Source organism: Lacipirellula sp., assembly GCF_965279485.1.
Taxonomy (GTDB): Bacteria; Planctomycetota; Planctomycetia; order Pirellulales; family Lacipirellulaceae; genus Lacipirellula.
In genome coordinates, this window is the sequence record NZ_CBDIIC010000002.1 from 374,068 (window position 1) to 387,967 (window position 13,900).

Sequence of the window (13,900 nt, forward strand, 5' to 3'; positions counted from 1 at the left end):
GAATCAACCAACATCCGTATTCTTCGCGACCGCTTTGCGCCTTCGCGGCTTTGCGAGAGACAACCAAAGTCGCGAAGGCACTCATCTTAAAATTCTTTTCTCGAAAACTAAACTCGAACGCCACGCATGCCGATAACACCTGACAGTCGTCCTGACGGCAACCGCCTGTTAATTTGGCGCGATTGCACCGGCTTTAACGCCACCAGGAGCTTATCGAGTGGCTCGCAAATACGCCTGCATCATGGCCAGCTTGGGGATGACGATCGTCCTCATCCGCTGCCTCCGAGCAGGCGGCGCCTTTGAAACGGCGATCCTGTCAGCCATGTTTTGGACATTCGTCTACGGTTTTGTCGGCTACGTCATCGGATCCATCGCTCGCAACACGATCGACGAATCGGTCCGCCAGAAACTCGAACGCGAAATTACCGCGTACAAAAAACAACACGCGAAGGCGTAACGCCATGTAATACCGCGACCGCCGGTCGCGGCTTTACCGCAAAAACCCACTGAAAAAAGCCGCGACCGGTGGTCGCGCACGACACACAGCAACACGAGAACGGATTTCTCGGCAACAAACTAAGACTGACGCGGAAGTCGCCCTATCGAGGTGCGTCCCGCCCAAGTCATCACGGAGGATGGCATGTCGACGATGATGCTGACCGCGAAGAAGTGCGCCCCTGAGGACATCGCGGATCTATGGGACCAGTTCAAGAAAGATCCGGGCCGCAAGGAACTTCGCAATCGGCTCATTGAAAACTACCTGCCCCTCGTCAAATACAACGGCGAGCGCATCTGGCAGCGGCTCCCCGACGGCGTCGAACTCGACGACCTGATCTCCGCCGGCGTCTTCGGCCTGATGGACGCCATCAACGCCTTTGATATGGGCCGCGGCGTGAAGTTCGAAACCTACTGTGTGCCTCGTATCCGCGGCGCCATGCTCGACGAACTCCGCAGCATGGATTGGGTGCCGCGTCTGGTTCGCTCGAAGGCCAGCAAGCTCAACGAGTGTTTGAAGACTCTCGAAGCTTCCCTCGGCCGTGCCCCGAACGAAAACGAAATCGCCGAATACATGCAGCTCTCGCTGCAAGAAGTTGAGAAGCTGATCGCCGACGCCAACGCAGTCGGGCTCATCAGCCTCAACAAGAAGTGGTACGAAACCGACAGCTACAAGGACGTCCGCGAGATCGATATTCTCGAGGACAAAAAGGGCGAAGACCCGACCCGCCGCATCCAGAAGTCCGACCTGATGCGTCTTGTCACCAAGGGCCTCAACCGCAACGAGCGGCTGATCATCATCCTCTACTACTATGAGGAGATGACGATGAAGGAAATTGGCGCCACGCTCGACCTGAGCGAAAGCCGCGTCAGCCAGATGCACAGCGCGATCGTGCAGCGTCTGCAAGGCCAGCTCGGCCGTCGCCGGCCGGAGTTCGGCACCTAATCGGGCTAGCGACCTGGAAATCTGACAACATAAAGAAGCGGCGTGAGAGACTACCTCTCACGCCGCTTCTTCAATTTAGCCTTCGCGGCAAGCCTTCTCAGTCTGCAACTCGAACGAGGCCGTTAATGCCAACCGTTCGGAACGCATTGGCCACGACCTCTCCTGCGAAGGAAATTCCGAACTCCGCGTATAGCTGAGCATTTGTCTTGTTCAAATAGGCCGTCGGAACCTGCCCTGCGGCCAAGCTTGATGGAAATGGCACGAAGTTCGGCAGTTGCTCTTCGTAGTAGAGATTGAGGTCCTGGCCGTTGTTCACAAGCGTCACTGAGTCGCCGTCGTAAAGCGAAGAGAGACGCCTGAGCAAGAAGTCGTTGAAGTCGTACTTCCCAGACATAGTGACGAACTGCTGGGTCCGTCCTTGCAGCCGAGAGGCGCTCAGCGTGCCGAAGGTAACGCCGCTAATATAAACGGAACGATTTGTGTCGTGTCCTTTCTCGACGAAGACTCCCTGCACGGCCTGGATGTACCCACCGATGATTGCCGTCGATCGGCGGACCGGGGCCTCGACGCCGACTGCGAAACCGATGATCGAGTTATCAACCAGGACGAGGTCGTGGACCATTGAATTCGACTGCACCCCGTAGCCAAATGCATACTCGTAAAAGCTCGACAGCTTTGAGTTGCGAACAGTCACGTGGCCGGTGTAGTGCAGATCGATCCCAACCTCGGTGATGTTCCACGCGGCGAAGTCATCGATCAGAGAAACACCGTCGGTCATTTGTCCTTGCAAATGCCAAATTTCGAGGCCAGTTCTGGCTGCGAACGCGACGTTCCCGGAGAACTCCCGAATCGGCGCCGCGCCCACCGGAATCGCGTTATTGCCGGCAGCTAGCGCAGGGTCGGCTAAGGCATCGGCGTCAAGCAATGCTTTCGTGGAAGTGGTGAAGTAGGCGAATGCCGCGCCGAGGCTTCCTGCAGAGATATTGTCGACCACCTCCACATTGGGGCCCTGGAACCAGAAGCCGTGCCCACCGAACCCGAAGTCATGGTTCGCCTCTCGAGAAGAGGTTCCTCCGAGCGTTCCAGTGGCATTGATCGAGAGGTTTCGCCGCATGGCGCCGCGTTCGTTGCCGTCTTCCGTGACAAATGACGCACCGTTGACGCCGAACGCTATGTTGTCTTCCATCACCACGTTGCTTTGATGATTGACAAAGCCCCATCCAGCGCTGCCGATGACGACGCTTCCGCTCACTACCGCTGGAGCGACGCCCGTAGCAACTCCAGTGTGATGGAAGTGGATGGCGTAGCGAGCCCGAGGATTCGTCCCCGTTCCGGGCTGCAGTACGCCGTTGATCACGACGGGATCGTTGATAGGAATGCTTTTGTCAGTCCGCCCGAATTCGTAGACGCCAATGTTTTGCAACTCGACGTTCGGATTGTGCATGAACATCGCGTGAGGGCGCTGAGCGGCGGGGACCGACGGATTTTCGGAGACGAGCGCGACGGTCCGAGTGACGTTGGCCACATACATTGATAGGCCCTGGCCCGCGGGTGTTTTGTGATCAAACCACAAGGGGCGCACCGTGACGACCGAGCCATTGATCGCCAGAACCGTCAACTCCTCCGTGAAGAAGCCTTGTTGGGTCCAGTTCGTTCCCGTCAGCTTTAGTTGATCGCCGACGCGCCAATCTTTGGGAGGAGCAGCTAGATAGAGTTTCGTATCGCCGGCCGAAGGCTCGACTGCAAGCGTCGAATACTCGGTCTTCTCGGCCCCGAACATCTTCACGTCGCCCATGCTGATCAGTCCGCGGCTCATCCCGTACGGATCCCACACACGGTCGATCGCGCCGTTGTCGGCAATCAAGATACGTGCACTGAAGTTACCGCCGATTGGCGCCGCCGCCGTCCCGACGTGCAAGAAACCGCCGCTGGTAACAACGATTGTGTCGGCCTTCAGTTGCGTATTCTGATTCGTCGCAAAGGTCAGCTTGCCGTCGATGCGCAGCGTCTTGATCGCTTGCGTCATGTACGCATCGAACTTGACCGTCGTGCCGAATGCAACGACGACCTTCGCGCCCGCCGACGGGATGATTCCGTTACGCCAGGTTTTTGGATCGCTCCACGCTCCGCTTGCCACGGCGACGTGGGTCGCCTCGTTGAGCGGGACGAGCGCGAGCGCTTTCGCGTCCTCCTGCATCTGCGCCGCATGCACGTCGGTGTCGTCCCCAGCATGAAAGTCTGGAGGCGTCAGCGGACCGCTGCTCAGCGTGTACTCGGCCCAAAAGAGAGTGGGCAAGCTGAGCAACTGCTCACGCGTGAGTGCGGCTTGATGCTCGTTCGGCAGAGTCCACAAGAAGCTCGCGTAAGGAATCGAGTTGATCTGCGCGGTCGTCAGCAGTGGGACTTGGCTCGGCAGCAGGAAGCTGAAATTGTTGTACGGCAATGATTGAATCTGCGCGGCCGACAACCATCCCACCTGCCGCGCCGGCAAACGCTGAATCCAAACATTCTGAACGTTGAGCGCCCGCACCTGCTGGAGACTCAATGCCGCCAGATTCGCGTCGCTCCACTGCAGCATCGCCCCGGCGTCTGGAATTGAAGCGATTTGAGCAGTGGTAATCCACGGAACTTGGGCGGGGGTAAGCCGAGTCAGTTCGTAGAACTTCAACTGTTGAACTTGCGATTGCGCCAGCCAGCCCACTTGCGTGGACGTCAATAGTGCGACAGGAGCGTTGTTAATGTTTAGCCACTGAACCTGCGTTTGAGTGAGCGCCGCCCGGCTCGCAGCCGGCCACATCGAGAAGTAATTGACGCTCCCTTCCTTAACAGCGGCGACTTGAGGCAAGCTCAGGGCCGGAATTTGACCTGCGTTCAGAAAACGGAAGTCGCGATCGGTCAGCGATTGGATTTGCGGCACCGTTAGCCAACTGATCTGGGTTGGCGAAAACCAATTCAGCCAAACGTCCCGGACGTTAAACGCCTGCACTTGCTGCAGCGTGAGCGCCGTGACATTCGCCGCGCTCCACTGCTGCATCGCGCCCGGATCGGGAACCGTCGCGATCTGCGCAGCCGTCAGCCACGGCACTTGAGAGGGCGACAGGCGCGGGAAGTCGTAGAACTTCAACTGCTGCACTTGCCCCGGCGCGAGCCAACCCATTTGCGTCGGCGTTAACAGGCCGACGGCGAAATTGTTGACGTTGAGGGCGGGGATCTGCGTTCTCGTCAGAGCAGCTCGGTTAGCAGCCGGCCACATTGAAAAGTAATTGACGCTCCCTTCCTTGATCGAAGCGACCTGCGTTTGGGTTAGCGCCTGAACCTGGTTGGCGTTCAGGAAACGGAAGTCGCGGTCGGTCAACGACTGGATCTGCGGCACCGTCAGCCAACTGATCTGGGTTGGCGAGAACCAGTTCAGCCAAACGTTCCGGACGTTGAATGCCTGAACCTGCTGAACCGTAAGGGCCGCTACCTGCGCGGCGCTCCACTGCTGCATCGCGCCCGGATCGGGAACCGTAGAGATCTGCGCAGCGGTCAGCCACGGCACCTGCGAGGGCAGCAGTCGAGGAAATTCGTAGAATTTGAGTTGCTGAACTTGGCTCGGGGTCAGCCAGCTGACTTGCGCCGCCGTCAGCAAACCGGCGCCAACTTTCCCGATGTTGAGTGCTTGCACCTGCGTGCGCGTCATCGCCGCGCGGGCATCCTCCGAAATGCGCAGGAACGAATCGGCGTCGGGAATCGATGCGATTTGCGCCGTCGTCAGGTACGGCATCGTCTCCGCCGTGACGAGATTGAACTGCTGATAGGTCAGCGTCGGCAGCCACGGCGGAACGATGACGGCAAGCAGCGCCGGAGCTGTGGCGACGGTCTCGCTGTCGTCGTACTCGTCGGTGGGGACGATCGACGCCGCGCTCATCACCACGCGGCTCTCTAGCTGTTCGATCGTCGACTTGCGCGAAAATCCAAACTGCTTCTTCCCGTTGAAACTACCTCTGCCCATCATCGGCCGAACCTTTAGATCTATCGCCAAGCGACGTGTTGCTACTCATAGACGGCGGAATCATTCCACAGTTGTCTCGATGCGAGTCGACGCGGGCGCACGACGAGACCGGGAGCCCGGACCGCGCGAAACCAGAATCGACTCGAACGCGTTCCCGTGCGTTCTGTTTAAACAGCTAGGCCCAACGCGTCGCGACACGATCATCCGATCGCTGCCGCGAACCGTAGGCGCCTGCGAGTGAGATGGAATGGCTCCAGGCATCCCCTAGCCTGGATACGATCTGCCAAAGCGAACTTGCTGCCAGTGCTCGACGACGCAATCGCTACCTGGGTCCATCCGTTGGCGCGAGATGAGAAGCGTGTCTGCTGGCGAGCGTTTTTTACTCGACTGCGTAACTATTTCCAAGCAAATTCCGCGAGGCAATACCTTTTTCGCGGTTTGCGGCAATTACGCCGATTTTAACTTAGACCTCCCCCTTTTGCTGGGATCGGCCCGCAGGGGCGTGAGGCTCCAGGAAATTGTCTGCGCGGCGGCCGGCTGGGGGGGTGTGGTGGGGCGAATCTGTGGTAGGCCGCAGTTCGGCGGCCCATTTTCAGCGGTCAGATGCAGGGGAGCGGTTTGGGGCTGGGGCCTGGGATGAAGCCGTTAGTTTCCGCGACTGACTACTGACTACGGAGCACGGACATCCCTTGAAATCTCGCTCCAGCGGCTCGTTGAGCCGCGGCTGCGAGTCGGCGGGAGCGGCGCGGTAAGTCAGCCTCTTTCTTGACTTTTTGCGCATTTCACGGTGCAATAGTGATAGCGAAAGCCGCATTTTTCAGGGGTCCGCGGCCCGTTCGCTATCGGCACAGAGCACCCGCATGACCAATCTTTTCGATCGCCTCCCGCTCAAACTGCGCGCGCTCCTCAGCCGCGGGTCAACGCCCCGCCAGAGCGGTGATTGGCGAACGCCCCTCGGTAACCGCTCCGGCGGCTCGTTGAGCCGTGGCTACTGGAACGGTCTCACCCTCATCGAAATGCTCGTCGCCCTCGCGGTGACGCTGGTAATGATGGCGGCGGTGGTGAACCTGTTCGCCAACATCAGCGGCAGCATCCGCAACCGTCGGGCGGCGATCGAAACGGGCGCCCAGCTCCGGCAGGTTCGCCAGCGACTGGCGATGGACCTCAACGGAGCGACCTGCCGCGGCACGACCTGGCAACGGCCGGAGGCGAACCAGGGGTATATCGAGGTTATTGAAGGGGAGTGGAGCGACAAGAACCCGAGCAGCTTGATCGACGGCAATACTGCCAACGGCGAGCTCGATTACACCATTTCCTCGATCCCGAGCAGCCAGGCCTTCGATTCTGATTTGGGATTGGTGGCTGACGGTCGCTCTGGATTTCCTGTCGGGGCGATAACAGACGGACGCGCCCTGGGTGACTGGGATGACGTCCTGGCGCTTACCGTGCGAAGCGAAAGCGATCCATTCACGGCACGCTACCTCAATGCGTTCGTTGAATCGCCGGTCGCGGAAGTGGTCTGGCTCGCCACTGAGCAAGGGCCTTCGGCAACGCCGAACCCAAATGACGGTATGCGACGTGTTTACCGACGCGTGCTGCTGATTGCACCTTGGCTCGACGCGGTCGGGACCAATATCAACGATCCGCCCAACAATGTTTCCGCTCATTGGGACCAGAGCCGGAACGGCGGTCTCGGCTGCTGGGTTGCCAACACGCTTGCCGACTTGACCAAGCGCGAGAATCGCGCCACACGCCGGGGCAACTCGTTGTTCCCGCACGTTTATGATGCGCACAGCACCGCTCCGAACATCTCCCCCGCCAGCGTGGATTACCAACGCATCCTTCCTGGAAACACCTCGATCGATGCACTCGTGCTGAACAACGCCCTAGCGTTCGACATTCGCGTCTTTGATCCCGGGGCCCCCCTGTATACAGACATTACGGGAGCCGTGCTTGAACCGGTCGACCTTGGCTGGGGGGCATTGACCGGCGGCACTCCGACAGGTTTTGGCGCTTACTGCGACCTCGGCTGGAATTGGAACCAAACAGCTCCTGGACCTGGACTTACGCAGTATTTCAACCGAACTGGCACTCAACCCATCCCTCAATTCGGTTGGCCGCGGGAAGCCGGTTGGCACCCAACGCCAGTTGCGACCAACGCTCGAGTCATGCTGGGCTACCCGGCAGTCTACGACACTTGGTCATACCACTACGAAAACGATGGTCTGGACCAGGAGCAAAAGCTGCTCGACTGGTTCGGAACCTTCACCACGCCGCCTGCTAACCTGCCGCAGTTCCTCACCTGGCAGCTCAACAATTACGATCAAGGCGCCAACGGCCTCGACGACGATGGCATGAACGGCGTCGATGACCGCGGAGAACGTGAAACCTCTCCGCCCTACGATGTGCCGTTGCGGGGCATCAAAGCGATCCTTCGCGTCTACGAGCCCGATGCACGGCAAGTCCGCGAGTCGTCGGTCACGCACAGCTTCCAACAGTAGCCGCGGCTCAACAAGCCGCCGGAGCGAGTTCCGATCGGCTCTCCCATTTCGTACTGCAAGATTAAGTATCGCTGGCCGCGGCGTCAGTTTTCACTTTTCAGTGGCAGAGTGTAGCAACTGACTACGGACCACTGACTACTGACACCCTTCCATCACCGCTCCGGCGGGTCGTTGACCCGCGGCTACTTTTTATGTTCCTTGCCCACTCCATTCGCCTGCGCGATCCCTGGCAATGCGCGGCGACGGAGCAGGGGGGCGTCCGTTGGTCGCGACGGTTTCATCGGCCGACGGGACTGGAAGCGGATGATCAGCTGTTGCTGGTCGTTAGCGGGCTGCCAGCTAACGCCGCGGTGCGCGTTAATGGGTGCTCATTTCGCGGCCAGCAAGCGGACGCGAGCGAGGCGAGAGCGGTCGCTCAGCAGTTTGATCTCACCTCGATTCTGGGCGATACGAATGAAATCGAGATCGACGTTCCTCGGGATCCGCTCCGGCGGCTTGTTGAGCCGCGGCTGGAGAGTTCCTTTCCATACGACGCCCGTCTGGCGGTGATGGGAAATTCGTAGCCGCCGGTCAACGACCGGCCGGAGCGACTTTCCGTTTGTCGGCGGCGTCCGTGGTCAGTGGTCCGTCATCAGTTGCTGGTTTTTGCGACTGACAACGGACTACTGACTACTGACATTCTTCTGTAATCGCTCCGGCGGCTCGTTGAGCCGCGGCTACTGTCGCTTTGTGTCGCGTTTTCCATTTTTGGCGACATAAAGCGTAAGTGATTGTCATGGTTTTGGTTACGCGCCGTTAGTCGGCGACATAATGTCGCGACTCAACGTGTGCTTCAAGATGACTGCTTCACACGGCGCGCAGCGGGGGGCGCCGATCATTGCACGTTAACATGAGTTCGGAACCGCGCGCAGCTGCGATTTTCGGCCACCCCCTCTACGGGTGATGCTCGCGCGAGGGACCAGCTGAGGAGCCCTCTTCCCTAGCCCCGGGCTTCGCCCGGGGGTTGCACGACGCGCGACGACGCGTGTCGAGATGGTTACCGCCCCCCGGGCGGAGCCCGGGGCTAGGGATGGCGGCGAGGGTTTCTGGCGCTTCGTCCACCGGCGGAGCCGGGGGCTTTTATTTTTGTTCGCCACTCCCGTGCTGCTTGGCCAATGGCCAAGTTCACCGTAGCCTAGGGCAACGCCCTAGGCCTTCGACGGCCACCAAGTCGCTTTGGCTGCAGGCCATACGCACGCTCATTCAATTCCTTCATCGCCGCACGGAGAAGAGTCTCAGATGGCCTCACCTTCTCGCGCTTGTCAAGTTGCTTTGCTCGTCTCGCTGCTCGTTGCGCCATCGCTGGCGGCGGCTGCCGAGGTCGCGAAGCCGAATCAGCTCACGCCCGAGCAGATCGCCGAGGGGTGGATCAGCCTGTTCGACGGCGAAACGCTGTTTGGGTGGACGCCGACGAGCAAGGCGGATTGGAAGGTCGACGATGGCGCGATCGCGGCGAGCGAGGGGGACGAAGGGTTCCTCATGACGAACAGCGAGTTTGGGGACTACGAATTACATATCGAGTTCAAGGCGCCGGCGACGACCAATAGCGGCGTGTTTTTGCGGACGCCGTTGAAGCCGACCGATCCGGCGAAGGATTGTTATGAGCTCAATATCGCTCCTGATGACAATCCATTCCCGACGGCATCGCTGGTTGCGCGGCACAAGTGGGAGATGCCCTGGACTAGTTACCCCCCATCTAGCGTCATCAACGAGCAACCAGCAATACCAGCAAGCATCGCGGAAGGATGGTTCCCGCTCGATGTGCGGGTTGAAGGCGACAAAGTCTCGGTGCGTTACCTCGGCGACGAGAAGTATGAGTACACCTACATCGATCCCACCGGCCTCCGCCGCGGCCACATCGGCCTGCAGTTCCGCGAGGGACCGGTCGCGTTCCGCAACATTCGGTTGAAGCCGCTGGGGCTGAAGCCGATGCTCAACGGCAAGGATCTTGCCGGGTGGAATGACGATCAGAAGAAGACTAGTAAGTTTGAAATTGTCGCTTCAACTGATCCTTCCGGTCCCCTCCCCCTGGAGGGGAGGGTTAGGGAGGGGGGATTGGAGCGTGTACCAGCTACGCCCCCCTCCCCAGCCCTCCCCTCCGGGGGGAGGGAGCCAGATGATAAACATGGGACGGGCGACTTCGAGCTCCGCGTCACCAATGGCAGCGGTCAGCTCGAGAGCGACGCCACCTACGGCGACTTCACGATGCAGTTCGACACCCGCGTCGACGGCGACGGGCTCAACTCCGGCGTCTTCTTCCGCTGCATTCCCCGCGAGTACATGAACGGCTACGAGTGCCAGATTCACAACGGGATGAAGGAAGGCGATCCAACGAAGCCAAGCGACTTTGGCACCGGCGCCATCTACCGCCGCATCCCCGCCCGCCGGGTGAATGCCCGCGACCATGAGTGGTTTACGACGACGATCGTCGCCACGGGGCCGCACATCGCCGTCTGGGTGAACGGCCTGCAGGTGACCGACTGGACCGACCCCCGCCCGCCGCACGACAACCCCCGCAGCGGCCTGCGGACGGCCGCGGGGACGATCTCGCTGCAGGGGCATGACCCGACGACCGATATCCGCTTCCGCAACATGCGGATCGGCGAATTGCCTGGAAATACGAACCACGAAGACGCGAAGAGCACGAAGGAGGGCACAAAGCAGGGGGAGTGAGTAGATCAAACCAGGGTCGGGCAATTACAATCGAACCCTTGGATTTCCTTCGTGTCCCCTTAGTGCCTTTGCGCCTTAGTGGTTAGTAATTTCCTGAACCCCATACCCTGAACCCTCCTATGCCCAGTTGCGTGTTGGCTTACTCCGGCGGTCTCGATACCTCTGTCATTCTCGGTTGGCTTCAGGACGAGGGGTATGACGTCCATGCCGTGTACGTTGACCTTGGCCAGCCGTGCGAGGATCGCGAGGCGATTCTGAAGAAGGCCCGCGACAACGGGGCGAAGTCTTCGCGGCTGATCGACGTTCGCGAGGAGCTGTGCCGCGACTTTGCGTTCCCGGTGCTGCAGTGGCAGGCGAAGTACGAGGGGATTTATCTGCTCGGCACGTCGATCGCCCGGCCGCTCATCTCGAAGGTCTGTCTGCAGGTCGCTCGCGAAGTCGGAGCTGAGGCCTACGCGCACGGCGCCACCGGCAAGGGGAACGACCAGTGCCGGTTCCAGCTGGCCGCTGAAGCGCTCGACCCCAACGTTAAGATCATCGCCCCGTGGCGGATCAAGAAGTTCCAGGACCTCTTCGCCGGTCGCAGCGACATGATCGCCTACTGCGAGAAGAAGGGGATCCCGGTGAAGGCGTCGATCGCCAAGCCGTACAGCAGCGACGAAAACTGTCTGCACATCAGCTACGAGGCGGGCAACCTGGAAGACCCGACGGTCGACGGCGTGTCGATCATCGACTTCGGCATGACGGTGTCGCCGCAAGAGGCGCCCGATAAGATCGAGACCGTGAAGATCGGCTTCGAGTCGGGCGTGCCGGTGACGATCAACGGCGTGAAGAAGTCGCCGCTGCAGATGGTCGAAGAGTTGAACAAGATCGCTGGCCGTAACGGCGTCGGGCGGATCGACATCGTCGAAAACCGGTTCGTCGGCATGAAGAGCCGCGGCGTCTACGAGTCGCCCGGCATGACCACGCTCTACGCGGCGCACTTGGCGCTTGAGCAGCTAACGATCGACCGCGAGACGGTGCACCTCCGCGATCGCATCAGCCCCGAAGTCGCCGAGATGGTCTACTACGGCTTCTGGTACGTGCCGAAAATGGACGCGCTGATGGCGTTCATGCGTGAGGTGCAGAAGCCGGTTACCGGCGAGGTGACCGTCGGCCTGTACAAGGGCAACGTCATGATTCAAAGCCGGACGAGCCCGTATAGCTTGTACGACGCGGCGATCGCGAGCATGGACGAGGCGGGCAACTACGATCAGACCGATGCGGAAGGGTTCCTGCGGATCCAGGGGCTGCCGAGCCGGGTAATGGGACAGGTGCGGCCGCGGAAATACTAAGTGGGCAGTGAAAGCTACTGCTCGTACCTGCTTTAAGGCCTGAAAGGCCGCGCTGCGATAGCCCAGGGCGGAGCCCTGGGAAGCTGAGTTGAGAGATCACCGATAGCCCTGACGGGGCGCGCCGGGCGTTGCGAGACGCTAGCGCGCCCTTTCAGGGCTTCGATTTTTTGGGGCGTTCTGGTCCCAGGGCTGCGCCCTGGGCTATCATGGCGCGGCCTTTCAGGCCTACTAGCATAGCGAGGTCTTTTAGGCCCACGAACAATTCGACGATCAACTCCCCATGCTCTTCCGCGAAAATCCCGTCCTACAACGCGAGCTGATTTCGAATCTCCGCATGACGCGGGGGTTCTTGCTGTTGTTCGCGTACGTCGCCGGGCTAGGGATGCTCGTGTACGCGGCGTGGCCTGCGAATCAGACGCTTGATTTGGCTCGGCCGGAGGAAGCGCAGAAGCTCGTCAATCTGTTTTTCTTCGGGCAGTACATTCTCGTGTCGCTGATGACGCCAAGTTTTGCCGCGGGGGCGATCACCGGCGAGCGGGAACGCGAGAGTTACGAGATGCTGCTCGCCAGCCCGTTGCGGCCGGGATCGATCGTGCTAGGCAAGCTGCTCGCTTCGCTGACGCCGCTCGCGGAGCTAATGATCTGCTCGCTGCCGATCGTGATGCTTTGCCTGCCGTTGGGGGGCGTCTCGTTGTACGAAGTCCTCGTCGCCTACGTGGCGATGATCTGTTCGGTGGGGCTGTTCGGCATGATCAGCCTGTGGTGCAGCAGCTTCTTTCAGCGGACCAGCGCGTCTCTGGTGGCGTCGTACATGCTCATCCTACCGCTCGCGATGGCGGGGGTGTTGGTGTGGCGAGCGCTGCAGCAAGCGGCCGAGCTGCGGATCATTGTCGTGTTGGCGATCGTGCCGATTGCTTGCCTCTCGGTCGGGGCGCTGCTGTGGGCCGACGTCTGCCGGCGGTTGATCAAGCCGCCAGATTTGGGGAGCGGCGGCAAGCAGGCGATCGATCTGGAGACCGAAGCGAAGGAAGCGGTCGGCCTGTACATCGAGCGCGATCAATTTCCCGATAAGCTCTTCGCCCCGCCCAAGCGGACGACGTTCCTCGATGACGACGCCAATCCGATCTACGACAAGGAGATGCGGAGCGAGATCTTCAGCCAGGGAACTCTCATGCTGCGACTGGTCATCCAGATCAGCATGGGCCTGGCCCTCCCCGTGATGGCGGTCTGCCTGTTCATGCAACGGCAGTTGGCGCCGTGGTACATCGCCTACGTGCTGCTGTTCAACCTGCTGGTGGGGCCGGTCTTCTCGGCTGATAGTCTCACGAGCGAACGCGAGCGGTCGACGCTCGACCTGCTGCTGACGACGCTCATCACGCCGTGGCAGATGCTGTGGGGCAAGCTGCTGTCGGGGCTGCGAGTGTCGAGCGTGCTGACGTCGTTCTTGCTGTGGCCTGTGTTTCTCGCGTGCTTGATGCCGGTGGGCTATTGGCCGAATCTGCTGACGATGGGAGGCTATTTTCTCATCGTGGGGATCACGGCGACGACGACGGCGATCACGGCGCTGTTTTGTTCGACGGTGTTCAAGAAATCGTCGAGCAGCCTGATGTGCAGCTATCTGGTGCTGGCGACGTTGTTCTTGGCGCCGGTGGCGGCGAATGTGTTCGTGCAGACGTTCGCGGCGGCGTCGAACGCGGCGGGCGTCGTGGCGGTGGCGCAAGCGACGAGCCCGTTTGCGGCGGCGTTTAACCTGCCGCTGACGCTCGACGAGTGGACGAACGTTGAACGGATCAACACGAACATCTTCTGGGGCTACCTCGGCTTCTCGGCGCTCTACGGCGGCGTTTTGCTGCTGGCGATGACGCAGTTGTTCAAGGTTCGTTGGCGGGTCTCTGAGTAACTGATTTTTGGCGCAGCA

At 60.3% G+C, this 13,900-nt stretch carries 8 protein-coding genes; 7 read left to right on the forward strand and 1 reads right to left on the reverse strand.

Annotation, left to right across the window (positions count from 1 at the left end):
• Nucleotides 1-217: 217 nt before the first annotated feature.
• Nucleotides 218-457 carry a hypothetical protein gene (locus tag ACQY7R_RS09020; RefSeq protein WP_152099685.1) on the forward strand — a complete coding sequence of 80 codons (240 nt, stop codon included), beginning with the start codon at nucleotides 218-220 and terminating at the stop codon, nucleotides 455-457.
• Between the two features lie 192 nt (nucleotides 458-649).
• The gene (locus ACQY7R_RS09025; protein ID WP_428308886.1) at nucleotides 650-1,441 is read left to right on the forward strand and encodes a FliA/WhiG family RNA polymerase sigma factor; all 792 of its coding nucleotides are present in this window, start codon (nucleotides 650-652) and stop codon (nucleotides 1,439-1,441) included.
• Nucleotides 1,442-1,538: 97 nt separating this feature from the next.
• Here the strand turns inward: ACQY7R_RS09025 and ACQY7R_RS09030 are convergent, their stop codons facing one another.
• Nucleotides 1,539-5,435 carry a G8 domain-containing protein gene (locus ACQY7R_RS09030; protein ID WP_428305276.1) on the reverse strand — a complete coding sequence of 1,299 codons (3,897 nt, stop codon included), beginning with the start codon at nucleotides 5,433-5,435 and terminating at the stop codon, nucleotides 1,539-1,541.
• A gap of 860 nt (nucleotides 5,436-6,295) precedes the next feature.
• On the opposite strand from ACQY7R_RS09030, the gene ACQY7R_RS09035 reads away from it, so the two are divergent.
• The 5 genes from ACQY7R_RS09035 (at nucleotide 6,296) to ACQY7R_RS09055 (ending at nucleotide 13,882) form a co-directional block, all read left to right on the forward strand.
• Nucleotides 6,296-7,936 carry a PulJ/GspJ family protein gene (locus ACQY7R_RS09035; RefSeq protein ID WP_428305277.1) on the forward strand — a complete coding sequence of 547 codons (1,641 nt, stop codon included), beginning with the start codon at nucleotides 6,296-6,298 and terminating at the stop codon, nucleotides 7,934-7,936.
• A 191-nt stretch (nucleotides 7,937-8,127) separates the two neighbouring features.
• Entirely contained in the window at nucleotides 8,128-8,499 is a 372-nt protein-coding gene (locus ACQY7R_RS09040; RefSeq protein ID WP_428305278.1) for a hypothetical protein, read from the forward strand.
• A 715-nt stretch (nucleotides 8,500-9,214) separates the two neighbouring features.
• Nucleotides 9,215-10,648, forward strand: coding sequence for a 3-keto-disaccharide hydrolase (locus tag ACQY7R_RS09045; protein ID WP_428305279.1), 1,434 nt, complete (start codon nucleotides 9,215-9,217; stop codon nucleotides 10,646-10,648).
• A 119-nt stretch (nucleotides 10,649-10,767) separates the two neighbouring features.
• Nucleotides 10,768-11,982, forward strand: coding sequence for an argininosuccinate synthase (locus ACQY7R_RS09050; protein WP_152099690.1), 1,215 nt, complete (start codon nucleotides 10,768-10,770; stop codon nucleotides 11,980-11,982).
• Between the two features lie 280 nt (nucleotides 11,983-12,262).
• A complete protein-coding gene (locus ACQY7R_RS09055) occupies nucleotides 12,263-13,882 on the forward strand; it encodes an ABC transporter permease (protein ID WP_428305280.1) in 1,620 nt (539 codons plus the stop codon).
• Nucleotides 13,883-13,900 lie beyond the last annotated feature (18 nt).

Coding starts and splice junctions, on each gene's coding strand:
- ACQY7R_RS09025 (WP_428308886.1), top strand. CDS start 650: ATGATGCTGACCGCGAAGAAGTGCGCCCCTGAGGACATCGCGGATCTA.
- ACQY7R_RS09030 (WP_428305276.1), bottom strand. CDS start 5,435: ATGGGCAGAGGTAGTTTCAACGGGAAGAAGCAGTTTGGATTTTCGCGC.
- ACQY7R_RS09035 (WP_428305277.1), top strand. CDS start 6,296: ATGACCAATCTTTTCGATCGCCTCCCGCTCAAACTGCGCGCGCTCCTC.
- ACQY7R_RS09040 (WP_428305278.1), top strand. CDS start 8,128: ATGTTCCTTGCCCACTCCATTCGCCTGCGCGATCCCTGGCAATGCGCG.
- ACQY7R_RS09045 (WP_428305279.1), top strand. CDS start 9,215: ATGGCCTCACCTTCTCGCGCTTGTCAAGTTGCTTTGCTCGTCTCGCTG.
- ACQY7R_RS09050 (WP_152099690.1), top strand. CDS start 10,768: ATGCCCAGTTGCGTGTTGGCTTACTCCGGCGGTCTCGATACCTCTGTC.
- ACQY7R_RS09055 (WP_428305280.1), top strand. CDS start 12,263: ATGCTCTTCCGCGAAAATCCCGTCCTACAACGCGAGCTGATTTCGAAT.